This is a genomic window from Rhabdochromatium marinum (assembly GCF_016583795.1).
GTDB lineage: Bacteria > Pseudomonadota > Gammaproteobacteria > Chromatiales > Chromatiaceae > Rhabdochromatium > Rhabdochromatium marinum.
Genome location: NZ_NRRS01000008.1, coordinates 39,288 through 65,501, shown reverse-complemented (window position 1 = coordinate 65,501; position 26,214 = coordinate 39,288). Strand labels below are relative to the sequence as shown.

Genomic DNA, 26,214 nt, shown 5'->3' with positions numbered 1-26,214 from the left:
CAGGCTCGGATGCAGGCTCAGGAGCCCATGCCAGACCGGGTGCAGATTGGCCTGATGGCGCTGTTGCTTGGCCTGGCAGCGGTGCCGCTGCTGTTTTATCTGCAGCCGGCGGTGTCGGCCTACATTGGGCTCTTGTTGCTGCTGCGCTTCGTTGCTCTGGCGCGTCCGGCGCTGGTGCCGGGGCGTTGGATGCTGGTGGGGCTGGCGCTGCTCGGAGTGGCAGTCGTACTGGCCAGCTATCGGGAACTGGCCGGGCAGGATGCCGGTACTGCGCTGCTGCTGAGCATGATGGTGCTCAAAACGCTGGAGATTCGCAGTCAGCGCGATCTGCGTCTGGCATTGCTGCTGTTCGGCTTCCTGCTGGTGGTGGCCTTTCTGTTTAATCAGTCGCCGCTGTTTGCCATCTATCTGGGCGTGTTGCTGTTGGGCAGCTTTATGTTGCTGGCCGATCTCAGTGCGCGACCAAGCACCGCGCCCTGGCTGCGCAGCTGGCGCCCACGCCTGCATAGCTCTGGGCGCCGTGCGCTCATGCTCTCGGGGCAGGCGCTCCCGCTGGCGCTGTTGCTGTTCGTGCTCTTTCCGCGCCTGGACGCGCCGCTGTGGAGTCTGGGGCTGGAGCGCGACCGGGCCAAGACCGGGGTCAGCGATTCGCTAGAATTGGGCAATTTCAGCGAGCTGGTGCGCTCGGGCGCGGTGGCTTTTCATGCCTATTTTGATCAGCCGTTGCCGGTGCCGCCCGAGCAGCTGTATTGGCGCGGGCCGGTGCTGTGGCAGACCGATGGGCGCGGCTGGGAACCTGGCCCCAAGGCATTGATGCAGCAACTGGCGCCGGTGATCGAGCCGCGCAGCCCTCCGCTTGACTACGCCATTGTGATGGAGCCCACGGAACAGAAGTGGATTTTCCCGCTTGACCGTCCGCTCCAGGCCCCGGCCGATGCGCAGCTGACGCGCGATGCGCGCCTGCTGGCCAAGGAGCCCATTCGTGAGCTGAAGCGCTACGAGCTGCGCTCGGCGCTGAGTTACCGCTCCGGCTCGCTGAGCGCGCGTGAGCGACAACTGGCGCTGGAGGTGCCACAGTCGGTGATTACGCCGCGCATGCGCCGCCTAGTGAACGATTGGCAGCAACAAAGCCCCGAACCGCGCACCCTAGTGGCTCAAGCGCTGGCGCATTTCAATCAGCAACCCTTTTATTACAGCCTCAAGCCGCCGCCGCTGGGAAGCAATCCGGTCGATGCCTTTTTGTTTGAAACCCGCACCGGCTATTGCGAACACTATGCCAGCAGTTTTGCGCTGCTGATGCGCGTGGCCGGTATTCCCGCGCGCTTGGTGGTTGGCTATCTGGGGGCGGAGCGCAATCCGCTGGGCGGTCACTATCTTGTGCGCCAATCCGATGCCCATGCCTGGGCGGAGGTCTGGCTGGACGAGGAGGGCGGCTGGACGCGGATTGATCCCACCGCCACTGTTGCTCCTGAGCGGGTTGATACGGATGCCGGCCTGGCTGATCTCGGCGGCACGGCGCCGCTGCGCTTTCGAGTGACGCGCGACAGCGGTCTGGGGCGCTTGGCGCACAGCTTGCGGCTGCTGGCCGATGCGGCCAATGCCGGGTGGAACAACTGGGTGGTGAATTTTTCCAGCCGCCGTCAGCAACGCCTGCTGGAAGCACTGGGGCTGGAGCATCTGGGCGCCTATGGTCTGGTGCTGGGGCTGGCGAGCGGTGCTGCAGTGCTGATGCTGGGCTTGCACGCCTGGCTGGCGCGGCAGCGCTGGCCGGTTGATCCGGTCGAGCGCAGCTATGCGCGCCTGTGCCAGCGCCTGGCGCGGGTGGGGCTGCCGCGTCGTCCCGGCGAGGGACCGCGCGATTACCTCCGCCGCGCGGCAGACGCGCGCCCGGATCTGGCTCACGCCTTACTCCAGTGGTTACAGCTCTATCTCCCGCTGCGCTTTGGCGGTGCCGCTACGGAGCGCACCCGGCAGCTGTTGATCAGGCGCGAGCAACAGCTGAGCATCCGCCGTCGGGCCAGTCGCTAGCCGCATGCCAGTTGCGAGCCCGCGCGTCTGTTTTTCATTACCTGTTTAGAGTGTGTCAGATTTCATGGTTCAGTCCACCTCGACGCTTCCTGATCCAACGCTGGAGGATGGTCCAGCCGCTGAGTTGTGGCTGCGCGAGCTGCATGCGCATTATGCGCCCGCCGATTGCGAACGCATCGCGGCTGCGTGCGGGCTGATGATCGACTGTCGTGCCGCAGCCTGCCTGGATACCGGCGAGACCGAAGCGCGTCACCGACTCGGCGCGGCGGATATTCTGTTCAATCTGCGCATGGATGCAGAGACGCTCTGCGCGGCCTTGCTGAACGGCTGCCTCGGGCGGCATCAGCTCACCGAAGTCGGGCTGGCGGAGCGCTTCGGCCCCGGCATTGCACGCATGGTGGCGGATCTCGGGCGCATCGGCCAACTGACCAAGGTTGAGCGCATCATTGCCGAGAAAGACCAGCATGAGCATGAGGAGAATCTGCGCCGTCTGCTGCTGGGCATCGCCGAGGATGTGCGTGTGGTGCTGGTGGTGCTGGCCGATCGCCTGCACCTGATGCGCTCGGCCAAGTCGCTGGATCGCACCCGCCAGCGGGTGCTGGCCGAGGATACCGAACGGGTCTATGCGCCCCTGGCCAATCGGCTCGGGGTCTGGCAGATCAAGTGGGAGCTGGAGGATTTGGCGCTGCGCTACTCGCAGCCCGAGGAATACAAGCGCGTTGCCGCGGCGTTGAGCGAGCGCCGTGCCGAGCGGCAGGACTATATCGCCGCCGTGATTGCGCTGTTGCACCAGGAGTTCGAGCGCGCCGGACTGGACGCGAAAATCAGCGGTCGGCCCAAGCACATTTTCAGCATCTGGCGCAAAATGCGCCGCAAAGGAGTGGATATTGAGCAGATCTTTGATCTGCGCGCGCTGCGGGTGATCGTCACTGACATTCCCGAGTGCTATGCCGCGCTGGGTGTGGTGCACGGACTCTGGAAGCATATCCCCCACGAGTTCGATGACTATATTGCCACCCCCAAGGGCAATTTGTACCGTTCGCTGCACACGGCAGTGATTGGCCCCGGCGACAAGCCTCTGGAAGTGCAGATTCGCACCCAGGAGATGCACGAGCATGCTGAACTGGGCGTGGCGGCGCACTGGGCTTATAAGGAAGCGGCGGGGCATGATGCCGATTTTCAGCGTCGTGTGGTGTGGATGCGCAGCTGGCTGGAACTGCAAAGCGACTGCGATCAGAGCGGCGAGTTGCTGGCGCGCTTTAAGGCGGAATGCGAGCCCTCGCATGTCTATGTGCTGACGCCCCAAGCCAAAGTGATTGAGTTGCCCAGAGGGGCGACGCCGCTGGATTTTGCTTACGCTATCCACTCTGAGATCGGCCATCGCTGTCGCGGCGCGCGGGTCAATGGTCGTATTGTGCCGCTGACCCACAAACTCGCTAGTGGTGAGTCGGTGGAAATTCTGACCCAGAAAAATGCCACTCCCAGCCGCGACTGGCTGAGTCCGCATCAGCACTATCTGGTGACTTCCAAGGCGCGCAATCGGGTGCGCCAGTGGTTCAAGGCGCAGGACTTCGACCGCCATCTGAGTGAGGGGCGCGTGACGCTCGATCGGGAACTGGCGCGCTTGGGGCTGGATGACAGCAAGCCGATGCTGGATAAAATTGCCCCGCGCTATAATTTGCAGCGCGGCGAGGATGTGCTGGCCGCCATTGGTCGCGGCGACCTGAACGTCGGGGTGATTGCGCGGCTGGTTGGCGAGTCACGTCTGTCGGCGACTGACAGTGCTAATGCCAATGCTCATGCCGATTCCAATGCGAATGCGAATGAAGTCACGCATCCGCTGACATTCAAACCACGTCAGCGGCGTTCAGAACATGCCGCAGCGGAACGCCACGAACCCGGCATTCTGGTGCAAGGGGTTGGGGATTTGATGACTCAGATCGCCAGTTGTTGCAAGCCGGTGCCGCGCGACCCCATTGTCGGCTTCGTCACTCGCGGGCGCGGGATCCGTATCCACCGGCAAAGCTGCCGTAATATTGCCAATCTGCCGCCTGGTGATCGCGAGCGCCTGGTTGACGCTCTGTGGGCTGAGCAATCGGCCAATACCCGTTTTTCTGTCGATGTGCGGTTGCTAGCGGTCGATTATCGCGGGCTGCTGCGCGATGTCTCCGCCGCACTGGCCGACGCCCAGGCCGATGTCACCGGCCTGACCACTCAGAGCGACCGGCGCGCGGATGTGGCCAATATGCGCTTCACTCTGCGCATTGCCAGCATTGATGAGCTGGATCGGGTGTTGAACAAATTGCGTCAACTCCCCGATGTGTTGGAGGTGAAGCGGGTTTAGGGCGCTTAAGCTGTGCCAGGGAGGCCGAAGCGAACTGGGTGCTGCTTCACATAGGGTTCGGTGAAATCGAGGTGAATCTCATAGCCAGCCTCCTGCTGCTGGATTTTCACCTGGTGCAAATCCGGCATTCGAGTCGCCAGCCAGGTACACATAGCCGCCGCCAGTGCTTCATTATTGGAAATAATGGCTTCCGTCAGATTGGCCGCAATGAACTGCGCTTTCTGGCCCAGATCGGGCGAGAGAATATGTTGGTCATCCTGAACAACGCCTTCTTCATTCATGCGCTGGTCCATTTGCGCCAGATACGCCCCCTGATAATCCGGCAGCGGCTTGGTGCGGTCATACTCCAGTTGCGCAATGCCGTTTAGGGTCACAGCCATCAGGGCTGGTGTGGATGCTGCGTTCATTCGGGTTGGCTCCGTAAAAAAAGCTGCAATTTTCTGTCCAGTGCATTGGCGAACGCCTGGCGATCGGTTCGGCTCAACGGTGGCGGGCCGCCGGTGACCACTCCGCTATCCCGCAGTTCACTCAGCATATCCCGCAAGGCTAGTCGCTCGCGGATATTCTCTGTGGTGAAATACTCGCCGCGCGGGCTCATGGCTTCAGCGCCCCGCTCGATGACATCCGCCGCCAGGGGGATGTCGGCAGTAATCACCAGATCCCCAGGTTGTGCATGCTCGGTGATATGTCGATCCGCCACATCAAAGCCACGCTGAACCTGAACCGAGCGGATCAATGGCGAGGGCGGCGTCTGCAAGGCTTGGTTGGCCACCAGTGTCAGCGCAACATGAACCCGCTGTGCCGCGCGGTAAAGAATGTCCTTGATCACCGCAGGACAGGCGTCGGCATCGACCCAGATATGCATGATTACCGATCAGCCCAGGGCTGAAAACGGCGGCTGTCGAAATGCCAGCTGAGGAAGTCGCCGCGATTGGGGCCGTTTTCGACGAAAAGTCCGAGCACCAGATCGAGTGGTTCGTGGAAGTAGGGGCTACCCGAGTCGCGATCGCTGTCGAACACCGGCTCGCTGAGCACCTCAAGCACCACCACCGGCTGATTGCTGCGCGGGACGCGGCGGTTTTTCAGCCCCGGCTTCCAGGTCACCAGGTCGCCTGGCTTGAACTTGTGGGTTTGCGCAAAGAGCCGGGCCCGCTCCTGAAGCGCCGCACAGGGATCGCCACTCAAATCGGGCAGCGGCTCGTCTTCGAGCAGATCACTGCCAAGGTTCTGATCCAGTCCAATGCGGGCCAGCAGGTCGCGTGAACTGAGGGGATCGTTCTTCGAAGGCATGGCAATCTCCTTTTAGATGAAAATGCTGATATAAACAAGCATGAAGGGGAGGGCGACAGTCGGCTGATCGGGAATTGGCACAGTATGCCGGATTAGCGCGACAGGGTTGGTCATTTCCTTAACAAATCGTCATGCTTCAGGGCTTGCCTGAACGCGTCGCTCTGCATTCAAATTGCGCGACTTAACGGACGCTGTCCGTAGCAGAACACAAGGAGAGGCGCCATGCTAGAAGTACGCGATTTGAGCCGCCATTATGGGGCGCTCAAGGCAGTGGACCGGGTGTCCTTCGACATCGGTCGCCGTGAGATTGTCGGCTTGTTGGGCCACAACGGGGCCGGCAAGACGACCATTATGAAAATGCTGACCGGCTTTTTGGAGCCGAGCGGCGGAACCCTGCGCATCGCCGGTTATGACATCACCCTTTCTGGGCGTGACGGACGCCGCGCTGCGCAGCGCCACATCGGCTATCTGCCGGAGAACTGCCCGCTGTACCCGGAGATGACGGTGCTCGATCATCTCGACTATCAGGCGGCGCTGCGTGGGATTGAGGGGGCCGCGCGGGCCAGGGCCATGCGCCGCGCCATTGAGCGCACCGCGCTGGAGGCCAAGGCCAGTGCCCAGGTGGCGACCCTGTCGCGCGGTTATCGCCAGCGCCTGGGTGTAGCGCAGGCCATTCTGCATGAACCGGATATTCTCATTCTGGACGAGCCGACCAATGGGCTCGATCCCTCGCAGATTCAGCACATGCGTGAGCTGATCCGCGAGCTGGCCGAGCAGGCGACGGTGATGGTTTCCACGCATATTCTCCAGGAGGTCGAGGCGGTGTGTGAGCGGGTGCTGATCATGCGTGCCGGGCGCTTGGCGCGGGATTGCCAGCTTGGTGAACTGGCCGGAACGCCACGCCTGCTGGTGACCCTGGATCAGCCGGATGACAGTGCCCGCGCGGCCTTGGCTGCCGCTGAAGGTGTGACTGAGGTCGAACCACTGGCCAGTGATGCCGAATCAGGAGCAGGGGCAGGAACAGGATCAGCATCGGCACCGCGCCACAGCTATGCATTGGGCACCGCCGATGCCACTGCGCTGGCGCCACGCATCGCGCGCCTGATTCATGACCGTGGCTGGTCGCTGTACCGCCTGGAACCCGAGTCGTATGATCTGGAAGCGCTGTTCAAGGCGGTGTCAGATCCTGGACAGCCAGGCAACAGCACTTCGTCCGCCACCCGCGACCGTACAGCGGAGGTGGCGCATGGCTGAGATCATTCGTATCGCCCGCAAGGAGCTGGCATCCTTTTTCGGCTCCCCGGTGGCGTATTTGTTCATTGGTGCCTTTCTCGCGGCCTGTCTGTTCGTGTTTTTTTGGGCTGAAGGTTTCTTCGCCCGCAACATTGCCGACACGCGGCCACTGTTTGACTGGATGCCGGTGCTGCTGATTTTCCTCGCTGCGGCGCTGACCATGCGCCTGTGGAGTGAGGAGCGACGCGCCGGGACTTTCGAGCTGCTGGCCACCCTGCCGGTGCCGACCTGGCGTCTGGTGCTGGGTAAATTCCTTGCTGCCTGGGCGTTGGTCGCCATTGCGCTGGCGCTGACCTGGCCGCTGCCGGTCACGGTTGCCATCCTGGGACCACTCGACTGGGGGCCGGTGTTCGGTGCCTATTTGGCCACTCTGCTGCTGGCAGCGGCTTATCTGGCCATTGGGCTTTTTGTTTCGGCACGCACGGATAATCCCATCGTGGCCCTGATCGGCACTACGCTCATCTGTGCGCTCTTTTATCTGATTGGTTCGCCCGCCCTGACCGCTCTGTTTGGGCACGATGGCGGTGAATGGCTGCGCCTGCTTGGCAGCGGTTCGCGTTTTGCCTCCATCACCCGTGGCGTGATCGATCTGCGCGATCTCTACTACTACCTGAGTCTGGTCGGTGTCTTTCTGGCCCTGACCATCGACAGCCTGGAACGCCTGCGCTGGGCAGCGAACTCTGACCGTCCAGTGCGGCATCATCGCTGGAGTCTGATAGTCGGACTCACGGCGGCCAATCTGCTGGCGGCCAACCTGTGGTTGCAACAGGCCACCGAGCTGCGTGCTGATCTGACTGCGGGCAAGCTCTACAGTCTCTCCGAGGCGACCAAAAACTATCTCAGTCAGCTTGAAGAGCCGCTGTTGATTCGCGGCTATTTCAGTGCTAACACCCATCCGCTGCTCGCGCCTCTGGTGCCGCAACTGCGTGATCTGCTGCGCGAGTATCAGGTGGCCGGTCAGGGCCGGGTGCAGGTGGAATTTGTCGATCCGGCTGAGTCGCCGGAGCTGGAGCGTGAGGCTGGCGAGCAATATGGCATTCAGCCGGTCGCCTTCCAGACCGCGACCAAGTATCAGGCTTCGGTGGTCAATTCCTATTTCGATATTTTGGTCAAATATGGCGATGAATACAGTACGCTCAACTTTCGCGACCTGATTGATGTTAAGGCGCGTGGTGAGACCGATCTGGATGTGCAGCTGCGCAATCCAGAATATGATCTGACGCGGACCATTAAGAAGGTGCTCTATGGGTATCAGGGCGGCGGCGAGCTGTTCGCGGGTATTCAGCCGCCCATCCGTCTGCGTGCCTTCGTCTCTGCGCCAGACAGCCTGCCTGAGCCATTGCCGGCATTGCGCGAGGATCTCGAAGCCGTGGCCGCCGAGTTGGATGCTCAGGGCGGGGAGCGCTTCAGTGTTGAGATCACTGATCCGGCCGCCGATCCGGCCCTGGCCGATGACATCGCCGAGCGCTATGGCATTGCCCCGCTGATTCTCGACCTGCTCAATCCCACCCCGTTCTATTTCTCCTTGTTGCTGGAACAGGGCGGCACCACCGTGCCGGTGCCCCTGCCCGAGACACTGGACAAGGCCGGTCTGGAACGGGCGCTTACCGCTGGTATCAAGCGCTTCGCCCCCGGTGTGTTGCGTACCCTGGCGCTTTATACGCCAGAACCCAGCGGTGGCGGCTTGATGGGCGCGCCATTCGGCTCAGGGGGCGGCCCTGGGTATCAGCTCTTGCAGGAAAGCCTGCGCGAGAATTTTAATCTGCGTCCGACCGATTTGGCCGCTGGGCAGGTGCCGACCGATGCGGATCTGCTGCTGGTGGTGGGGCCGCAGGACTTCGGTGCCAAGCAGCGTTTTGCAGTCGATCAGTTCCTGATGCAGGGCGGCACTGTGATTATGGCTGCCTCGCCCTTTGACATTGATCTGAGCGGTGGTGACATCAACGCCAGCCTCCAGAGCACCGGGTTGGAAGACTGGCTGGCCCAGCTTGGTCTGGAACTCCAGCCGGCGCTGGTGCTGGATCCGCGCAACACGCCCTTTCCGATTCCGGTGCAGCGCGATCTTGGCGGATTCACGGTCGAGGAGATCCAGACGCTCGATTATCCCTACTTCCCCGACCTGCGCGGCGACAGCCTGGCGGCCGACAGTGGCATTACTGCCAACCTCGGGCAGTTGACCATGAACTGGGCTGTGCCGATTCGCCGCCTGGAGGCTGAGGATGGTCAGCTGACTGGCCAGGCGGTTGAGACGCTGCTGCAAAGCTCACCCGAGGCCTGGACCAGTGCCTCCACCAACATGCAGCCGGACTTTGCCGTTTATGGCTCCCTGGGCTTCCCATCGGGTGAGGACATCGGTCGCAAAACCTTGGCAGTTGCTGTGCATGGCCCCTTTCAGTCGGCCTTTGCCGGACAGCCCTCGCCGCTGCTCGCTCAGCCGGAAGATGATCAGCCAGAGGATGATGTCGCCAGCGATGCGGGCTCTGATCTACTGGAGACCGCTGCTGAACAGGATGCCGGGCAGGACGATGCCGGGGAGACCGTCGCGACCACGACCACACCTGCAGTCATCTCCGGTGTGATCGATCATTCCCCAGCGGCTGCGCGTCTGATCCTGATCGGCTCATCCAGCTTCCTGACCGATACCGCCATCAGCCTGGCCTCTGAGGCGACGCAAAGCGGTTATCTGAAACCGCTGGAGTTCATTCAGAATGCCGTGGAATGGTCGCTCGAAGATCGCGGCCTGCTGGCGCTGCGTGGGCGTGGTCAGTTCAGTCGCCTGTTGGAGCCGGTTGGGCGTGACAGCCGCATGTTCTGGGAGTATTTCAACTACATCCTCGCTCTGGGTGGCTTGGCGCTGGTCTATGTCGCCCATCGGAAGCTGCGTCAACGTAAAGAACGGGCCCAGGCGGCCATGTTGGAGGGCTGAACCATGACCAAGACCCCATTGGATGTCTCTCAACAGTTGCGCGGTTCCGGTTGGTCCAGTGCTCTGCGCATGCCGCTGGTCATGGGACTGGCGGGTCTGCTTGCGCTACAACTGCTGCTTGCGGCCGTCAGCGGCGGAAGCGGGCGGCTCACGCCGGCCGCCACCGACACTCCGCTGGTCACCTTTGATGCTACCCAGGCGAAGCGCATCGAAATTAGCACCGAAGCGGACACGACTCCTCTGGTGCTGAGCCGCACGGATTCCGGTTGGGTGCTTCAGACACTGGGTGACTTTCCCGCTGCGACCACCCGGGTCGAGTCTCTGCTCGACACGCTGGCCGCTCTGCGTCGTCCGTTGCCAATTGCCACCAGCGCGGCTGCCAGGGAACGCTTCAAGGTCGCTGATGATGCCTTTGCCGAGCGTCTGGTGTTGAGTGACGGCCAGAAACCAGTGGCAACGCTCATTCTGGGCGACTCGCCCGGTTTCCGGCGGCGCTATCTGCGCCCGGCCGGAGACGAGGGTGTCTATGATGTGCGCTTCGAGGTGTTTAACCTGTCTGCCCAGCCTAATGACTGGATCGCGCACGACCAGTTGCAACTGGAACGCGATCAAATCCAGCGTATCGCCACGGCTGACTGGACGCTGGTAAAAGCGGACGATACCTGGAGTCTGAGTGCGGGCGAGAACGGTAGCGATCGCGATGGCGATGGTGATAATGATAGCAAGGATGGGAGTTTGGGCACGGTTGCGGGCCAAGTCGATACTGCCAAGGTCGATGAACTGCTCAGCAATCTGGCCAATCTCAGCTACCGCGAAGTACTGGGGACCACAGCGCCGGCCGGCTTTGATCCCGAGTCACCAAGGCTGGTGCTCGACATTGGTTTGGCCGGTGGCGACAGCCAACGCTATCTCATTGCTGACGCAGCCGACGCTGCTAAGACTGAGACCACAGCTGAGGCTGAGACTGAAGCCACAGTCGCAATAGCCAATCAGGACTTTGTGCTCAAATCTGAGCAGCAGCCGTACTACTTCCTGCTGTCGGAATTCGATCTCGGCTCCCTGCTTGACACTAATCGGGCCGACCTCATCACGAGTCATCCTGATTCAGTGTCCAAAGCGGCTGCTGCTCAGGCGGCCACTGAGTCCGCAACAGAAGACCGTGCTCCAGCGCTAAAACCAGTGTCGGATCAAGCGGATTCCGACACCACAGCCGAGCTTCCACCCAGCACCTCGGCCGAGCCACAGGACTGAATTCCACCGGGCAAGGACGCCCGCTGTTATTCCTTGAAAAAAGCGTCTGTTCAAGCGGCTCTGTAGTGCCTATGCTTAGTGTTTTTTAGCCCAGCCAAGATACCCAAGGCCATGACAGACGACCAGGCACTGCTCGATCTCGCGCTCGAATTAATGGCCACAGGGGCGATGATCGAAGCGGCGGCTGATCGCATCATTCGCGTCACCCCAGGATTCGAGCATCTGACCGGACTGACCGCCAGCCAGTTGCAGGAAAAAACCCTAACAGAGTGGCTGACTCAAAGTAACGACTCGGCGTGCCTGCAGGCACTTGAAGACAGCCTGGCTGCCAACGGTGCTTGGCGCGGTTCCCTGCAACTGCCCACCGCCACCGGTCAGCCACTGCGCTGCACCCTGGAGTTGCGCGAAACCCTTAGTACGGGTGTGCGTTACCGGCTTGCCCGGCTCGATCTGCCCGATAGCCAGGCTGCGGCGGACACTGCCAGCTCCCATCTGGATCCACTCACTCAGCTGCCCAGCCAAACACTGCTGTTTGATCGTTTGGAGCAGGCCCTGATTGCCGCTCAGCGGGTACAGCGTGGTGTCGCCGTGCTGACCCTGGGGGTTGATCAGCTCAGCCGCATCAATGACGGCCTGGGCTATGCCGCCGGCGATCAGGCCATTCAGGCTATCGCCAAGCGTCTGCTCGACAGTATTCGGCGCAGTGATTCGCTCGGGCGGCTGGGCAGCGACCGTTTTGCGTTGACTATGCAGATCGCAGCTCAAGAAGACGCGGTTAAAATCGCCGAAAAGTTGCTCAAGGCGCTGACTGGCGTCATTGATGTTGCCGGCCAGCAGCTAAGCCTCTCAGTGAGTATTGGCATCAGCCTGTTTCCAAACGATGGCGATGACCGCGACTATCTGTTGAAAGCCTCAGCCAGCGCCATGCAGCATGCCAAACAGGCTGGCGGCAACAACTATCAGTTTTTCTGTAGCCAGATGAATACTCGCGCCGAGCAGCGCATTCGCCTGGAAAGCGATCTGCGCATCGCTTTGGCACAGAAACAGTTCGCGGTTTACTATCAGCCCAAGGTCAATATCGAAACGAACCAAATTGTTGGTGCCGAAGCGTTAATTCGTTGGAATCATCCCACTCAAGGCATGGTGTCACCAGCTGATTTTATTCCGGTTGCCGAAGATAGCGGCCTAATCGGCCCCATTGGTGACTGGGTGCTGCGCAGAGTCTGCATTGATAACGCCCGCTGGCAGGCTGAGGGCTTGGCGATCGTGCGCGTTTCTGTGAACATGGCGGCTCCCCAGTTTCGCGCGTCCGATCTCGTGGAAAATATCGAGACCATCCTGCGCGAGACCGGACTCCCGGCCGAGTTTCTGGAGATCGAAATCACCGAGAGCCTGATGGTCAGTAATCCCGATCGGGTGGCCGCCGACCTGTGGCGAATGCGCGATTTGGGCCTGCACATCGCGATTGACGACTTCGGCACTGGCTACTCCAGCCTGAGCTACCTGGCCAAGTTCCCCATCACCACACTCAAAATTGATCGTGCCTTTATTCGCGACATTGAGCATGCGCAAAGCACAGCCGAAATCACCCGCTCCATCATTGCCCTGTCACGCGGACTTGAGCTGGACATCGTCGCCGAGGGCACGGAAACCGCCGAGCACATCGAATTCCTGCGCCGCCACGGTTGCACAACGGCTCAGGGCTATTATTACAGCCGCCCCGTTACCGCCGAAGAATTCGCTCACCTACTGCGGCAGGGGCACATGCCACTGAAACCCTGAGTTTGAGAGCCTGACAGCTTGAATTGATTGCAGTGGCTTGGCGTTTTAGCGACCGGCGTGATGGCGAAAGGCGGCTCGCGATGGGGCTTGGGTGATGATTCCGGGGATGGCGGAGATGTCAACGATGTTATCGACACCACCGAGTTTGACCGCTTCCTTGGGCATGCCATAGACCACGCAGCTGGCTTCGTTCTGCGCGATGGTCAGGGCGCCGGCCTGGTGCATTTCCAGCAGGCCGCGGGCGCCGTCATCACCCATGCCGGTCATGATGATGCCGATGGCATTGGGGCCGGCGGACTGGGCGGTGGAGCGAAATAACACATCGACCGAGGGCCGGTGCCGGCTGACCAAGGGGCCTCCTTTGACTTCCACCAGATACTGCGCGCCGCTGCGCCGCAGCAGCATGTGCGAGGTGCCCGGTGCAATGAGCGCCAGTCCAGGCAGTACGCGATCACCGCTCTTGGCTTCTCGCACCTGCACCTGACAGAGGCCGTCGAGGCGCTCGGCAAAGGCGGCAGTGAACTGTCCGGGCATGTGCTGCACAACGACAATGCCGGGAGCCGTGCGCGGTAAGCGTGTGAGCACATACTCAAGCGCCTGGGTGCCGCCGGTGGAGGTTCCAATGGCGATGACGCGGTCGGTTGTGGTGGCCAGGGGCTTAAAGCCGCGCTCGGCCACCACGGAATCAGCGGCCAGCTTGGGCGTTGACTTGAAAGCGGAGGAGGGCGCTGCTGTAACGCCTGGCCGTGGAACTTTCTCCATGCGGGCATGGCCCGCACCGCGAATCGCATCGCCCAGCAAGGTTTTGGATTCTTCAAAAAACTGCCGTAATCCCACCTTGGGCTTGGTGATGATGTCAACCGCGCCGGCGCTCATGGCCTGCATGGTGATCTCGGCGCCTTTTTCGGTCAGAGTGGAGCAGATAATGACCGGAGTGGGGTGCTCCTTCATCAGCTGACGCAGGAAGGTTAATCCATCCATGCGCGGCATTTCGATATCCAGCACGATGACATCAGGCCAGCCTTTTTCAAACGCTTTGTGCGCGAAAATGGGGTCACGCGCTGACCCTATCACCTCGATACCACTGAAGGAATTGAGCTGCTCGGTTAACACCTGCCGGACGACGGCGGAATCGTCAACGATAAATACCTTGATGGTCATGACAAGGTGGCTCCCGGCGCCGATCCCTGGCGGTGCTGGAACCGGCGCGGCCGAGCCGGCCTACCAGAACTCGACACTGTTGCTGCGTGGCGCTTTTTGTTGTTTAAGTTCCTTGTCAAAGTAGCGTTTTTCATTCGTGAGGATGCTGCTGGTGCGCTTGATGGGGATGCGTCGGAGGTAGACCGAGAAATCGTTGCTTTCAAAACGGATTTGTCGGCCCATGGTGCCGCCAAAATCCTGAGCCACCAAGGGGATACGATCCTGGGCTAGAAAGCGTTGCACGAAGTCAATGTTGATTTTTCCGATACTGAAGCGGTCCGGCAGTTCGTTCAAGCGGGTGGCCAGCACATTGCCGCCGCCAAAGGCCTTGGCGCGCAGATTGGCGCGCCGCGCACCGAGTTTCAGCATGTCGTTAATCAACAGTTCCATCGCGCCCAAACCATAGCGTCCGGCATCCGAGGCGAGCACCGGATCCTGGCTGGGGTGGCGGGTGGCCAGCAGAAAATGATTCATGCCGACCACGCGGGTCACGGGATCGTACAGGCAGACCGAAACGCAGGAACCGAGCAGCGTTGACAGGATAATGGGGTTGCGCGAGACATGGTGCTCCCCGGCGTGAATGACACGCTTTTCAATAGGCTTGTGCGCTTGTGTTACAGCGTTCATGCGGGGCGAGGATTCTGAAACGGAGCTACCGCAGCGGTTTACGAAAAATTGACGGGCCGATGGTGGTCAAATCGGTGGTAATGCCGTGCAAGGATTCAACGTGACTGATAAACAGATATCCACCCGGTGCGATGGAGCGACTCAAACAGTTTAATACCAACTGCTTGGTGGGGATATCAAAATAAATAAGTACATTGCGCAAAAAAACAATCTCGAACTGCCGGCCATCTTCGCGGGGCTTTTTCAGGTTGCGTTCCTCAAAGCGGGTACGAGCCTTGAGCTTGGGGTTGATCAGCAGTTTGCCCGCCTGGCTGCGCACTCCTTTCAGGCAGTACTGCGACAGCCACTCGCGCGGCAGTCCCTTGGCCTGCTCCAACGGATAAATGCCGAGTCGGGCTGTCGAGACCACTTGGGTGTTGATGTCGGAGCCGAGCACGTTCCAGTCACCGCGTCCGATGCTCTCGGCTAAGACCATGGCGAGGGTGTAGACTTCCTCGCCAGTCGAGCAGGCCGCACTCCAGACGTGTAATGGCCGGCCTCGATACTGAGGCAGGATCTTGGCCCGCAGATAGTCAAAGTGTGCCGGCTCGCGATAGAAATAGGTTTCGTTGGTGGTCAGGAGGTCGACAAGATGCTGACGCTCGGCCTCCTTGCCGGGCTGGGAGATTAGGTCGATGTAAGTGTCATAGCTGCGCATGCCGTAGTGGCGCAGCCGCTTTTGCAGGCGCGAGCTGACCAGCTGGCGTTTGTGTGGCGCCAGGTTGATGCCGGCTTTTTCGTAGATAAAGTGTCGAAACCGCTCGAAGGCCTTGTCTGAGATTGGATCAAGTTCTGTCAGTGCCTCAATTGCCGGGTTCGGTGTGTCAACTGACTTGCGATCATTTCCCCACATTCGGGCCATCCGGGTTGACGCGTTCGGTGATGGCTTTCAGCGTGGCCAATTCCTGTATCGACAGGACGTTATCGATGGCCAGGATGATCACAAAAACATCATTGACCCGCCCCATGGCTTCAATGAAATCGGTGCGAATCTCTGAACCGAACTCGGGTGCGGGTTTGACATCGTCGCGGGGAATCTCGAGGATATTTTTCACCTCATCGACCAACATACCGAGCACATGCGAGTTATGCTGTGACTTCACTTCGACCAGCACGATGCAGCTGCGCTTAGACAGCGCCAGCGCACCGCGATTCAGACGGGCACCGAGGTCAACCACGGGGACCACATTGCCGCGCAGGTTAATCACGCCGCGAATATAAGCAGGCGTCATGGGCACCTGAGTGATCTTTGGTGTTTCAATGATCTCCTGCACGGCGTTGATTGACATCGCCAGTCGCTCGTGGACAACCGAAAAGGTCAGATACTGAGCGGAGTCTTCGGAGATTTCAGTCAGACTGGTTGCCGTCGTCGTTGTTGCCGTAGCCTCTGCCATCGGATTCTCCGCCTAGAAGCGTTCAAAGTCCTGTGAGTCAAAATCCTCGTCGCCGGACGAGAAGCCGTCATCGCCACGCGGAGCCGGCGCTGGTTTTGGTTTGGGCGCAGGTGCTTTTTTGCCCGCCGGGCCAGCGCGCTTGCTGCCAGCGAGTTTGAAAAAGGCCATGGTTTCTTGCAGTTGGGCGGCCTGACCACTGAGTTCCTCGGCGGTGGCGGCCAGTTCCTCAGACGAGGAGGCATTTTGCTGCGTGGCCTTGTCGAGCTGACCCATGGCATCGTTGATCTGGCCGATGCCCGAGGCTTGCTCGCCGGAGGCGGCGGTAATTTCCTCGACCAAATCGGCGGTCTTGACGATATTGGGCACCATCTGCTCCAGCACCCGTCCGGCCTCCTCGGCGATGGAGACGCTGTTGGTGGCGAGCTGGTTGATTTCCTGCGCCGTGACGCCGCTGTTCTCAGCCAGTTTGCGTACCTCGGCAGCGACTACGGTGAAGCCTTTGCCGTGTTCTCCCGCACGAGCGGCCTCAATGGCGGCATTGAGGGCGAGCAGATTGGTCTTGTAAGCGATCTCCTCGATCATGCCAATCTTGCTGGCGATTTCCTTCATGGCCGCGACCGTGCGCGTGACCGACTCGCCCCCCTGGCGGGCTTCTTCGGCGGAGCTTTTGGCGATGCCGTTGGTGACGCGCGCGTTTTCGGTGTTCTGCTGCACCGAGGCATTGAGCTGTTCGATGCTGGCCGTGGTCTCCTCGACGCTGGCGGCTTGCTCCGTGGCACTCTGGCTCAGGGCCTGGGCAGTGGAGCTGACTTCGTTGGAGGCCGAGCTGAGATTGTCGGCGCCGACCCGCACCTCCCCAACGATCTGCTGGAGCTGCTGGACCATAACGTGCATGTCGGAGTAAACGCCACGCATGCCTTGCTGGTCGAACTCGATGCCCAGGTCACCTTTGGCCACGCGCCTGGTAACATCGGCGATGATGCCAGGATCCTTGCCCAGCTGGGCCATGACGCCGCGGATGATCAGCCAAGCGATAATCACGCCAAAGAGAACCGCAATGCTTGAGAGCACCGAGATGATCAAAACCGCGCGCTCGTTAGCGGCTTGTAGTTTCGGACCCAGTTCGTCTTGTTCCTTAATATAGGACAGCTTAATCTCGTCAAGCAGATCGGCGAATGCCGGACCTAGCTTGTTGAGTGTATTAGAGACGTGATCATTGCGGGTGTTAATGGTTTCAACGAGGCTGTTAAAACTGCTGATGTATTCCTGACTGAAGTTGCGCACCTCGACCAGAATGCGCCGTCGATTGGGATTTTGCAGGCCACGGTCAAGGGTGTCGAAACTGTCGGTGGCGCTATCCATTTCCTGACGAACGCGGTCCTCGTTTTCCTTCAGGTTGTCATCGATAAACTTCATGACATACACGCGAGACAGCAGGATTTGACGCAAAGCGACCGCTGCGTCGTTTGCCGAGTCCGGGTCGCCGTCGCGGAGTGCCGTGGTAAAAATTTCCGTCAGACCCTGTTCGATTTTGCTACCGATCTGGGGCAGAATCTCGTCAGCTAAGCGGTTGCGGTTGTCCATCTCATCTTCAACCGCATTGAAGGTCGTGATGTACTTGTCAATTTGCGCTTGAGCTTCGCGAGCCTGGGCACTGCGTTGCGGATTGGTGATTTGCGACTCGGCGGTATCAAGCAGCTGCTTGGTTTGCTGTGCGTATTGGCGGAACTCGGCGCGAGCCTTGTCGCTGCCCCTGGTGCTCAGAAAGTCTTTAACATTCATGCGGCTCATCAGCATGGCCACTTGCAGTTGGCTCATCAGATTGGCTTTGCGGGACTTGTTGCGGTAGCTGACGAAATCGGTTGAGGCCTGATTAATCGTTACGAAAGCAAAGCTTCCGACAATCAGCAACAGTACCAGCACGACACCGAAACCGAGCATCAGTTTTTTGGCCATGGTCAGGGAGCTAAGCATTGAATTCTCCAGCTCTAGCAGAGATGACAAGATAGATCAATTAAATCTAAGGGTGGACAGGCTCGATCAGGCTTACTGAGGGCTGGCGTAATCATACTGACTGCTGGCCCGCCGATGTGTTTGACCGATAGTGGCCAGTTCGCTGACATCCAGAATCAGCGCGATGTCTCCGGTACCAAGAATGGTTGCTCCAGCAACGCCCTGAAGGTTTTCAAACAGGCTACCCAGCGGTTTGATGACGGTTTGCAGTTCACCGAGCAGGGTATCCACCACCAAACCCAGCTTGTGGTGCCCAAAACGCACCACCACCAGGCTTTCGCGTGAGGATTTGTTCTCGTCATTGTAGCTGCGAAACAGCTCAGTCAGCCGGATGAAGGGCAGCACTTCACCGCGCAGGTTGACGTAGTGTTCGCCATTGCGGTTGCTGGTGTCGGTTGGATTGACCTCGACGCATTCTGATACCTGGGATAAGGGAATGACGTACTGCTCCTGGCCGGCTCCCACCAGGAAGCCGTCAATAATCGCCAGCGTCAGTGGCAGGATGATGGTGACCTTGGTGCCCTGACCTCGCTCACTTTCGAGTTCCACCGAGCCGCGCAGCGCCTCAATGTTGCGCCGCACCACGTCCATGCCCACCCCGCGACCGGACAGATTGCTGGCGGTATCCTTGGTGGACAGACCCGGCTCGAAGATCAGGCGCAGGGTTTCTTCGTGGCTGAGCACATCTTCGGACTTAACCAGCCCCTTGGCCTCGGCCTTGGCGCGAATGCGATCGGCATCCAATCCTGCACCGTCGTCCTTGATCTCAATGACGATATGGCCCGAATCATGGAAGGCGTTGCACAGGACGGTACCAGTGGTTGGTTTGCCAATGCGCTGGCGCTCCTCGGGTGTTTCAATCGCGTGATCAATGGCGTTGCGAATCAGGTGGGTGAGGGGGTCGGTGATTTTTTCGATCAGCGTTTTGTCGAGTTCAGTCTCGCCGCCGGTGATGACCAGGTCGATCTGCTTGCCCAGCTCTTTGCTGGAGTCGCGCACCACGCGGCGGAAGCGCGACAGGCTGTCGCCGATCGGTACCATGCGCAGTTGCAAGGCGTTGTCGCGAATTTCCTCGACCAGGTAATCGACGCCATCGACGACCTCGTTCATGTCCTCAATACCGGCGCGCTCGACCATCACCCGAATGGCAGCGCTGCTGGTGACTAGTTCGCCGACCAGATTGATCAGATGACCAAGCCGCTCGGCATCGACGCGGATAAAGCGGTTTTCGTCCAGGCGCTTGCGCGCAGCCTCCTGAGTTTTGACCGCCTGCTCCATGAGCGCCGGTTTAACCGAGCCCTGTTCAACCAGAATCTCGCCCAGGCGTCGTTTCTTGGTGGCCGCGTCTTCCTCGGTGTCCAGGTCTGTTGTGACTTCCTGCGAGTTCAGTGCCCGGGATAACTCTTGCGGTGTCAGGGCTCCGACCTCGACCAGCATCTCGCCAATGCGGGTGATGTGATCATCGGGCAAGCGTTGCAGGAGTTCGAGATATTTTTCCTGGGCTGACTCGGGGGCGAGGATGCGGATGTTGCAGTCGTCCTCGGCGAAGTTGAACACATCCGCAATGGTTTTTTTGTCGGCATCGCTGCGGAAGCTGATGCGGAAACTCAGGTAGCAGCTTTCAGGATCGAAGTCGTCATGGTTGTGCGGCCAAATGGGAATGGTGGCGACATCAACGATGGTGCCCAGCGAGGCCAGATAACGCAGGAAGGACAACGGGTCCATGCCGTTGCGGAAGGCGTCGGGGCCGAAATCCAGGCCAATAATCCAGGCATCACTGGCGACCGGCAGATATTTGGGTTGATTGCTGTCATTGTCCGCTGCGGCTGCCTGGGCATCAGCCGGGGCGGCGGAGGCTCCACCTGTGCCGCCGGTATTGCGTGCAATCAGCTTGTCAACCAGCTGCTGACCGGCCTTGAGCAGCTCTGGATCCAGGTCCAGGTTCTCGTCGCTGTCGTTGGCGACAATGGCTTCAACCAAGTTACCGGTGTGATCGCGGCACTCGAACAGAATGCCGACGAGTTGCTCGGTCATAGGTTCGCGTCCGGAGCGAACTTCCTCCATGACCGATTCAATCTCATGGGTAAAATTGACGATTGGTGTATAGCCAAAGACACCACCCGTGCCCTTGATGGTGTGCATGGCGCGGAAAACCGCGTTCAGCGACTCCGTATCATCGGGGCTGGACTCGAGTGCGAAGAGCGCGTCCTCCATGGATTGCAGGAGTTCAGCGACTTCTTCGACAAAAGCCTGCCGGGCAGCATCCATATTCATGCGCTTGTCTCCGGCTGGGTGGCGGAGCTGATCCCGAACGTGCGGTTCAGGTACAGCAGATTAAACACGTCAGTGACGGACTCACTCAGCCCGGCCAGGGAAAAGTCAAGTCCGTTGTCATCGGCTTCGGCGCGGGCATAGAGCAAGAGTTGCAGTCCGGAACTGTCGATTTCCGTGACAGCGGACAGGTCAATTTGAATGGGCAGGCGCTTGCCAATCCGCTCCCGCAGGCGCTGGAAGTTGGCCGTGGCGCTGTAGATGGTCATTTCGCCATCAAAAACCAGGGGGTCCGCCGAAGGTGTCGGTTGGTCGGTCGTCATGTCGAGCAGCTCCGATGACTGGCGATCCTTGTAAAGCACATTACCGTCTGGGCGGCATTATAACGCCCGCAGTTCGACTGTAACGGACCGCCATGCGCGCATCAACTTCGGATTGGCCTGACAGCGGATTGGCCTTATCCTTTATAAGGTAAAGAGTGCATGCCCGCCTAAGGCAGCACCAGCTTGGACACCGCATCGAGCAGAACGGGAGGCTGAAAGGGTTTGACCAGCCAAGCCTTGGCGCCAGCGGCCTTGCCCTCGGCCTTTTTCTCAGGCTGGCTCTCGGTGGTGAGCATCATGATTGGAGTAAATTTATAGTCAGGAAGCTTTTTGACTTCGCGTACCATCGTGATGCCGTCCATGTTGGGCATGTTGACGTCACTAACGATTAAATGCACTTTCTGGCCTTTCAGTTTCGACAGGGCTTCGCGTCCGTCTCCGGCCTCAATAACGTCGTAGCCTGCGCCCTTGAGTGCGATGCAAACGACGTTTCGCAGTGAGGCTGAATCATCGACTACCATGATTGTTTTAGCCACAACATTCTCCTTATTAAATTAAGAATAAGGCCAGCTCTTGCTCTAAACGTGCATGAATCAAGAGGCAGGCCGTCATCACTGTCAGGGTTGCAGGCGTACTGTTATCTGACTGAGTAGGGTCTTTACCTGCTGTGCGATTATACATGAGGTCGGCTGTGCAACAAATGCAAAAAAAGTGTGCGCATGCTGGCGATGATGCCAGCTCTGGTTGCGCAGTGTTTGCGTGGTTATCCCGGATGCCAACAGCACCACACCGCCCTTCTTCATGTGTTATATAGAATCAACAGTCAGTAGAGTCGCTCGAATTTGATGAAGGTTGCTACCGCTTTAATACAGAATCAGTCTTTGATCCATAGTAAGCACAGGTCAGCTAAGTGGGCGTATTTCGCGGCTATAGTGGGTTTTTCTATTGTTCTGTGTTTTATCACCTTCTTTGCATTATATCAGTTGCGGGGCAATGCGCTGGACAATGGCTATGCCACAGCAGAAACCTATGCCAGAGCTTTTGATGAACTTGTAACTCAGGCGCTCACGATTACCGAGCTGTTAGCCGTCGGGAAGAACTGGGAAGAAGTGATGGCGCGCGCCGATGCGGACGTGCGGCAGCAGGTGTTGGCAACGGCGATTTTGCATGTGCCGAGTTTGCGCTCACTATCGCTGGCGATCGACCATCGGATTCTGGCCAGTTCCAATGCGGAAAATCTTGGGCATATCATTGACTGTAAAGAGTTTTTGCCGCTCAGCCAGCGCCCAGGACTGCTGCGCCTGGGGTTGCCCTGGCGAGGGCGTGATTTCAGCGATGGCCAGTCATCGACCCAGCTAGGGGTAATTGAGGGGACGGCTCTGGCCTTTGTGCCACTGTGCTACCGACTGCAAGCCGAGGACGGTTTGCGGCTCCTGGGGACACTGAACCCTGACTTTTTCATTCAGCAGCTTGCTGAAGCGCTGCCGCTGGAGAAGGGGCGGGCCGAGTTGCTGCGCATCGATGGTTGGCGGTTGCTCAGTACCGATCCGGCGCAGCCTCTGGGCGCTGTCATTCCGGCTGAGCTCCAGGCGGACCTTCTTGCCATTAACGCCGGTGATCGGCAGGCCGGGCGTCTTGATCCCCAACGTGGAATGCATGCGCCCCTGTCGGTCTATCGGGTCTCTTCTTTGTATCCTCTGGTGCTGCTGGTACATCTGGATCGCGCACCCCTGCTGAAGAATTATTATCACACCCAGTTCATCTTGCTGTTCATGCTGGTGCCGACTCTGGTGATCGGTAACCTACTGTCATTGCGCTATTTTCGCCGGCGTGAGAAAGAATTCGACCTGCGTTTGAACATGGAGCGCGCCGAACAGGCCAATCAGGCCAAGAGCGCCTTTCTTGCCAATATGAGCCACGAGATTCGTACCCCCATGAATGCCATTCTTGGCATGAGCTGGTTGGCGTTGAAAACACCGCTGAACTCACAGCAGCGCGACTACCTGCAACAGATCGAACGCTCGGGCACGGCACTGCTAGGCATCATTAACGATTTGCTGGACTTGTCAAAGGTCGAAGCCGGAAAACTTGAGGTCGAACGGATTCCCTTTCGCCTGACGGAGGTGATTGCGGAACTGGAAGCGCAGATGGGCTTCCCGGCGCGCGAAAAGCACCTCGACTTTCAGGTTCGCGTGGCCCCGGCGCTTGATGTGATGGTGCTTGGTGATCCTTTGCGCCTGCGGCAGGTGTTGACCAATTTGCTGAGCAATGCAATTAAGTTCACTCCTGAGCAGGGACGGGTGGAGCTGATCGCCGATGCATTGGATGCAGCGGTTACGGACGGGGCTGCCTCGGATACGCCAGTGCAGCGCTTTGGCTTTCAGGTGCGCGATTCCGGTATTGGCATGAGCACGGAGCACTTGCAACAGCTGTTCCGTCCCTTTGCCCAGGCGGATGCCTCGATCAGTCGGCGCTACGGAGGTACCGGGCTGGGCTTAAGTATCAGTCAGCATCTGGCGCAACTCATGGGCGGGCGCATTACGGCGGAGAGCCAGCCAGGGCAGGGCAGTTGCTTCCGCCTGGAGTTGGTCTTCGAGCGGGCCGATGGAAAGACTCAGGAGGTGAGCGCCGAGCCGCACGCGCCGGCCACCGCCGTTGATCAGGTGGACATCTCCCAGGCCAGGGTGCTGTTGGTGGATGATAATGTGGTTAACCGACAGATCGCGGTCGGTATGTTGGCGACTCTGGGCGTTGTGCCCGAGGAGGCCGGTGATGGCGCGGAGGCGCTGCGTCAGGCTGAGGTGATGCAAGCCGAGCCGGGAGGACTCGATGCCATTCTGATGGATGTGCAGATGCCGGGCATGAGTGGTCATGAGGCGACGCGGCAGTTGCGCGCACGCGAAGGCTGTGCAGACCTTCCCATCATTGCGATGACAGCTTATGCGATGCGTGAAGAACGCGAGCGTTGTCTGCGCGCGGGCATGAACGACCACCTGGCCAAGCCGATCAACATTGAGGCGCTTCAGCGCGTGGTGACACGCTGGATTGAACCGTCGCTGGCCGCACGCCTGAGGGCGGTGCGTGCTGAGCATGCAGCGGCTTCAAGTGCTGTGGTGGCCGAGCCGGAGCCCTTCGTCGAGGCAGTCAACACAACCGAGGCATCACCTGCCACGACGGCTTCCGGCGCGATTCCCGGTATCGACCTGGCCGATGGCGTCAGCCGCTTTGGTGGTGATGAAGCCTTCTTTCGCTCGGTTCTGTGCGATACCCAGCGTGATATCATGGCACACTATGGCGTGCTGGAGCAGGCGTTGGCGTGCCAGGATTTCGTGGCGGCCAAGGCCGTGGCGCATAACATGAAAGGCATGGCCGGTAACATTTCCGCTGGACGTCTGCACCGTGCAGCGAAGGCGCTTGAGTCCTGCTTGCTGGCGCAGCCTCCGGGCGGTGTGGAATTGGAACGGGCGACTCAGGAATACAGCGCCGCTTACGATGAACTCAAGGTGGGCCTGAAGACCTGCCGCGACTGGTCACAGGGGGACGATTAACGGATGCAATATGATCGATTCTGGCCGTTGACGGGGTTGATGTTGATGCTTGTCTGGGGGTTGCTGCTGATTGTGCCGCCAACGCAGGCGCAATCCGACCGTCTGGCGCGCATCCAGGCGCGGGGGCAGGTGCGGGTGTGCATCTGGCCTGAATACTATGGCATTACCTACCGCGATCCGCGCACTCAGCGCCTGTCGGGCATTGATTACGAGATGGCGCAGGCGCTGGGCGCTGACCTGGGGGTGGAGGTGCGGCTGATTGACAGCAGCTTTGCCCACTTGTTTGAGGACATTGAGCAGGATCGCTGCGATGTGGCCATGTTTGCCGTTGGTATTATTCCGGAACGCGAGGAGCGCTTAGGCTTCACCGAACCACACTTGGCTAGCGACATCTTTGCGGTGACGACCAAAGCCAATCGTCGCATCAACACCTGGGACGACATTGATCGCGCGTCGGTGGTGGTGGCGGTGGCCAAGGGAACCTTGCACGAGTCTGTCATGCGGCGGCGACTGAAGCATGCCAAACTCAAGGTATTCGACACGCCCTTTGCGCGCTCGCAGGAAGTGCGCTCGGGACGGGCCGATGTCTTTATGACCGACTACTCCTATGGCAAAAAGATGCTCGATACCTTTGATTGGGCGCGGCTGATCGCACCCGAGGGTGAGTTTCATATCACGCGCTACGCCTATGCATTCAAGCTCGGCGATGCGCGCTGGCAGGCGCGGATGAATGCCTTTGTGCAGGCAATCAAGGCCGATGGACGTCTGGCGGCCGCCACCAAGCGTTATGAGCTCGAGCCCTTGCTGATAACGCCCTGAGCGGCTGCGCCGCCAGTGGTTCTATTGATGATTGCCATATATGCTTGCCAGGCCGCTGAGGCTTCCTGCTGAGCTGACCCCTAAACAACTGAAAAACGATGAAGGATAAATCCACATGATGACACTCACACAACGTTCCCTCGCGCTCCTGAGCGCTTACAGCCTGGCGGTTGGGCTGGCCTGTGCCGCAACCGACGACCCACAGGAAGCGGCCAGCGCTGAGGCCAATCCCCGAGTGGCCATGGACGTCAGCATTGACGGCAAGCCGGCGGGCACCATTGAATTTGAGCTCTTTGCCGACCGGGTGCCCAAAACGGCGGAGAATTTTCGCGTGCTCTGCACCGGTGAGCAGGGTGAAGACTTAAGCTACGCTGGCAGCCCGTTTCACCGGATTATCCCTGGTTTCATGATTCAGGGTGGCGACTTTACCAATGGCAATGGCACCGGCGGGCGGTCGATTTATGGCGCGAAGTTTGCCGATGAGAATTTCGACCTCAAGCACAGCCAGGCGGGGCTGTTGTCGATGGCCAATTCCGGGCCGAACACCAATGGCTCGCAATTTTTTATCACCGTAGCGCCGACGCCCTGGCTGGATGGCCGGCATGTGGTCTTTGGTGAAGTGACCGACGGCATGGATGTGGTCAAGGCGATGGAAGCCACTGGCTCACGCAGCGGTCGCACCAGTGCGCCGGTGGTGCTGGAGGATTGTCGGCAGCTCTGATTCCCGCTCAGATGCAGTGACAGGGCGTTCGCCATCGAGCGCAAACCCGACCCGCGCACGGCCATGCAGCAGTTGCTTGCTCAGGCGCGCGAGCTGTTGGATCGCGCCGATCTGAGCACGTTGGCGTGCGATGGCGATTGCAGCGATTGCCTGCTCAAGCAGCTGCAAGGCTTTGAACAGATCCTGACGGACTGGGAGGCGCGCTTAGCCCAGGGGGCGCAGCCGCGCTTTGGTGATCCGGAGGCTGTGGCGCAACAGGGCTGGGTGCTGGCTGAGCGTCTGCTGCACGCCGGGTTGCTAACGCCCCATGACCTGCCCGGTTTATAAAGCGCGACAGGATTAGGA

At 59.7% G+C, this 26,214-nt stretch carries 21 protein-coding genes; 10 read left to right on the top strand and 11 right to left on the bottom strand.

Annotation, left to right across the window (positions count from 1 at the left end; genetic code table 11):
- Positions 1-9 precede the first annotated feature (9 nt).
- Both CKO36_RS04235 and CKO36_RS04230 read left to right on the top strand, forming a co-directional pair.
- Positions 10-2,028, top strand: a complete 2,019-nt coding sequence (locus CKO36_RS04235; protein ID WP_200280974.1) for a transglutaminase TgpA family protein — start codon at positions 10-12, stop codon at positions 2,026-2,028.
- 64 nt (positions 2,029-2,092) lie between these two features.
- The gene (locus CKO36_RS04230) at positions 2,093-4,372 is read left to right on the top strand and encodes a RelA/SpoT family protein (protein ID WP_200280973.1); all 2,280 of its coding nucleotides are present in this window, start codon (positions 2,093-2,095) and stop codon (positions 4,370-4,372) included.
- A 5-nt stretch (positions 4,373-4,377) separates the two neighbouring features.
- Here CKO36_RS04230 and CKO36_RS04225 read toward each other — a convergent pair whose 3' ends face one another.
- Genes CKO36_RS04225 through CKO36_RS04215 form a run of 3 tightly spaced genes read right to left on the bottom strand, consistent with a single transcriptional unit; the run spans position 4,378 to position 5,662 of the window.
- Positions 4,378-4,779 carry a hypothetical protein gene (locus CKO36_RS04225; RefSeq protein WP_200280971.1) on the bottom strand — a complete coding sequence of 134 codons (402 nt, stop codon included), beginning with the start codon at positions 4,777-4,779 and terminating at the stop codon, positions 4,378-4,380.
- A complete protein-coding gene (locus CKO36_RS04220) occupies positions 4,776-5,237 on the bottom strand; it encodes a YaiI/YqxD family protein (protein ID WP_200280969.1) in 462 nt (153 codons plus the stop codon). Before CKO36_RS04220 ends, CKO36_RS04225 begins: the two co-directional genes overlap by 4 nt.
- Before the next feature lie 2 nt (positions 5,238-5,239).
- Entirely contained in the window at positions 5,240-5,662 is a 423-nt protein-coding gene (locus CKO36_RS04215; RefSeq protein ID WP_200280967.1) for a hypothetical protein, read from the bottom strand.
- A 222-nt stretch (positions 5,663-5,884) separates the two neighbouring features.
- Here CKO36_RS04215 and CKO36_RS04210 point away from each other — a divergent pair, with 222 nt between their 5' ends.
- The 4 genes from CKO36_RS04210 to CKO36_RS04195 all read left to right on the top strand — a co-directional run bounded on the left by CKO36_RS04210 (position 5,885) and on the right by CKO36_RS04195 (position 12,914).
- Positions 5,885-6,916 (top strand): ABC transporter ATP-binding protein, encoded by a 1,032-nt coding sequence (locus tag CKO36_RS04210; RefSeq protein ID WP_200280965.1) that lies wholly within the window; start codon positions 5,885-5,887, stop codon positions 6,914-6,916.
- The gene (locus CKO36_RS04205) at positions 6,909-9,881 is read left to right on the top strand and encodes a Gldg family protein (RefSeq protein ID WP_200280962.1); all 2,973 of its coding nucleotides are present in this window, start codon (positions 6,909-6,911) and stop codon (positions 9,879-9,881) included. Before CKO36_RS04210 ends, CKO36_RS04205 begins: the two co-directional genes overlap by 8 nt.
- 3 nt (positions 9,882-9,884) lie before the next feature.
- Entirely contained in the window at positions 9,885-11,132 is a 1,248-nt protein-coding gene (locus tag CKO36_RS04200; protein ID WP_200280960.1) for a DUF4340 domain-containing protein, read from the top strand.
- Between the two features lie 111 nt (positions 11,133-11,243).
- A complete protein-coding gene (locus CKO36_RS04195) occupies positions 11,244-12,914 on the top strand; it encodes a putative bifunctional diguanylate cyclase/phosphodiesterase (RefSeq protein ID WP_200280958.1) in 1,671 nt (556 codons plus the stop codon).
- Positions 12,915-12,959: 45 nt separating this feature from the next.
- On the opposite strand, the gene CKO36_RS04190 is transcribed toward CKO36_RS04195, so the two are convergent.
- The 8 genes from CKO36_RS04190 to CKO36_RS04155 all read right to left on the bottom strand — a co-directional run bounded on the left by CKO36_RS04190 (position 12,960) and on the right by CKO36_RS04155 (position 21,302).
- Entirely contained in the window at positions 12,960-14,075 is a 1,116-nt protein-coding gene (locus tag CKO36_RS04190) for a protein-glutamate methylesterase/protein-glutamine glutaminase (RefSeq protein WP_200280957.1), read from the bottom strand.
- Between the two features lie 60 nt (positions 14,076-14,135).
- Complete coding sequence (locus tag CKO36_RS04185) at positions 14,136-14,741, bottom strand: chemotaxis protein CheD (RefSeq protein WP_200280955.1); 606 nt, start codon at positions 14,739-14,741, stop codon at positions 14,136-14,138.
- A 25-nt stretch (positions 14,742-14,766) separates the two neighbouring features.
- Positions 14,767-15,633, bottom strand: coding sequence for a CheR family methyltransferase (locus CKO36_RS04180; RefSeq protein WP_200280953.1), 867 nt, complete (start codon positions 15,631-15,633; stop codon positions 14,767-14,769).
- Positions 15,620-16,174, bottom strand: a complete 555-nt coding sequence (locus CKO36_RS04175) for a chemotaxis protein CheW (RefSeq protein WP_200280951.1) — start codon at positions 16,172-16,174, stop codon at positions 15,620-15,622. Before CKO36_RS04175 ends, CKO36_RS04180 begins: the two co-directional genes overlap by 14 nt.
- A 12-nt stretch (positions 16,175-16,186) precedes the next feature.
- Complete coding sequence (locus CKO36_RS04170; protein ID WP_200280949.1) at positions 16,187-18,148, bottom strand: methyl-accepting chemotaxis protein; 1,962 nt, start codon at positions 18,146-18,148, stop codon at positions 16,187-16,189.
- A gap of 72 nt (positions 18,149-18,220) precedes the next feature.
- Positions 18,221-20,461 carry a chemotaxis protein CheA gene (locus tag CKO36_RS04165; RefSeq protein WP_200280947.1) on the bottom strand — a complete coding sequence of 747 codons (2,241 nt, stop codon included), beginning with the start codon at positions 20,459-20,461 and terminating at the stop codon, positions 18,221-18,223.
- Entirely contained in the window at positions 20,458-20,781 is a 324-nt protein-coding gene (locus CKO36_RS04160) for an STAS domain-containing protein (protein WP_200280945.1), read from the bottom strand. Before CKO36_RS04160 ends, CKO36_RS04165 begins: the two co-directional genes overlap by 4 nt.
- Before the next feature lie 167 nt (positions 20,782-20,948).
- Complete coding sequence (locus CKO36_RS04155) at positions 20,949-21,302, bottom strand: response regulator (RefSeq protein ID WP_207161386.1); 354 nt, start codon at positions 21,300-21,302, stop codon at positions 20,949-20,951.
- 462 nt (positions 21,303-21,764) lie between these two features.
- Between CKO36_RS04155 and CKO36_RS04150 the strand changes: the two genes are divergently transcribed.
- The 4 genes from CKO36_RS04150 (at position 21,765) to CKO36_RS04135 (ending at position 26,196) form a co-directional block, all read left to right on the top strand.
- Positions 21,765-24,329, top strand: coding sequence for an ATP-binding protein (locus CKO36_RS04150; RefSeq protein WP_200280941.1), 2,565 nt, complete (start codon positions 21,765-21,767; stop codon positions 24,327-24,329).
- Between the two features lie 3 nt (positions 24,330-24,332).
- Complete coding sequence (locus tag CKO36_RS04145) at positions 24,333-25,148, top strand: ABC transporter substrate-binding protein (RefSeq protein ID WP_200280938.1); 816 nt, start codon at positions 24,333-24,335, stop codon at positions 25,146-25,148.
- A gap of 115 nt (positions 25,149-25,263) precedes the next feature.
- Positions 25,264-25,869: a peptidylprolyl isomerase gene (locus CKO36_RS04140; RefSeq protein WP_200280935.1), complete on the top strand. Its 606-nt coding sequence runs from the start codon at positions 25,264-25,266 to the stop codon at positions 25,867-25,869.
- Between the two features lie 63 nt (positions 25,870-25,932).
- Complete coding sequence (locus CKO36_RS04135; protein ID WP_200280933.1) at positions 25,933-26,196, top strand: hypothetical protein; 264 nt, start codon at positions 25,933-25,935, stop codon at positions 26,194-26,196.
- The last annotated feature ends 18 nt before the right edge of the window (positions 26,197-26,214 follow it).

Excerpts from the sequence above, each read along its gene's own strand:
- CKO36_RS04235 (WP_200280974.1), top strand. The coding sequence starts at position 10 with ATGCAGGCTCAGGAGCCCATGCCAGACCGGGTGCAGATTGGCCTGATG.
- CKO36_RS04230 (WP_200280973.1), top strand. The coding sequence starts at position 2,093 with ATGGTTCAGTCCACCTCGACGCTTCCTGATCCAACGCTGGAGGATGGT.
- CKO36_RS04225 (WP_200280971.1), bottom strand. The coding sequence starts at position 4,779 with ATGAACGCAGCATCCACACCAGCCCTGATGGCTGTGACCCTAAACGGC.
- CKO36_RS04220 (WP_200280969.1), bottom strand. The coding sequence starts at position 5,237 with ATGCATATCTGGGTCGATGCCGACGCCTGTCCTGCGGTGATCAAGGAC.
- CKO36_RS04215 (WP_200280967.1), bottom strand. The coding sequence starts at position 5,662 with ATGCCTTCGAAGAACGATCCCCTCAGTTCACGCGACCTGCTGGCCCGC.
- CKO36_RS04210 (WP_200280965.1), top strand. The coding sequence starts at position 5,885 with ATGCTAGAAGTACGCGATTTGAGCCGCCATTATGGGGCGCTCAAGGCA.
- CKO36_RS04205 (WP_200280962.1), top strand. The coding sequence starts at position 6,909 with ATGGCTGAGATCATTCGTATCGCCCGCAAGGAGCTGGCATCCTTTTTC.
- CKO36_RS04200 (WP_200280960.1), top strand. The coding sequence starts at position 9,885 with ATGACCAAGACCCCATTGGATGTCTCTCAACAGTTGCGCGGTTCCGGT.
- CKO36_RS04195 (WP_200280958.1), top strand. The coding sequence starts at position 11,244 with ATGACAGACGACCAGGCACTGCTCGATCTCGCGCTCGAATTAATGGCC.
- CKO36_RS04190 (WP_200280957.1), bottom strand. The coding sequence starts at position 14,075 with ATGACCATCAAGGTATTTATCGTTGACGATTCCGCCGTCGTCCGGCAG.
- CKO36_RS04185 (WP_200280955.1), bottom strand. The coding sequence starts at position 14,741 with ATGAACGCTGTAACACAAGCGCACAAGCCTATTGAAAAGCGTGTCATT.
- CKO36_RS04180 (WP_200280953.1), bottom strand. The coding sequence starts at position 15,633 with ATGTGGGGAAATGATCGCAAGTCAGTTGACACACCGAACCCGGCAATT.
- CKO36_RS04175 (WP_200280951.1), bottom strand. The coding sequence starts at position 16,174 with ATGGCAGAGGCTACGGCAACAACGACGACGGCAACCAGTCTGACTGAA.
- CKO36_RS04170 (WP_200280949.1), bottom strand. The coding sequence starts at position 18,148 with ATGCTTAGCTCCCTGACCATGGCCAAAAAACTGATGCTCGGTTTCGGT.
- CKO36_RS04165 (WP_200280947.1), bottom strand. The coding sequence starts at position 20,461 with ATGAATATGGATGCTGCCCGGCAGGCTTTTGTCGAAGAAGTCGCTGAA.
- CKO36_RS04160 (WP_200280945.1), bottom strand. The coding sequence starts at position 20,781 with ATGACGACCGACCAACCGACACCTTCGGCGGACCCCCTGGTTTTTGAT.
- CKO36_RS04155 (WP_207161386.1), bottom strand. The coding sequence starts at position 21,302 with ATGGTAGTCGATGATTCAGCCTCACTGCGAAACGTCGTTTGCATCGCA.
- CKO36_RS04145 (WP_200280938.1), top strand. The coding sequence starts at position 24,333 with ATGCAATATGATCGATTCTGGCCGTTGACGGGGTTGATGTTGATGCTT.
- CKO36_RS04140 (WP_200280935.1), top strand. The coding sequence starts at position 25,264 with ATGATGACACTCACACAACGTTCCCTCGCGCTCCTGAGCGCTTACAGC.
- CKO36_RS04135 (WP_200280933.1), top strand. The coding sequence starts at position 25,933 with ATGCAGCAGTTGCTTGCTCAGGCGCGCGAGCTGTTGGATCGCGCCGAT.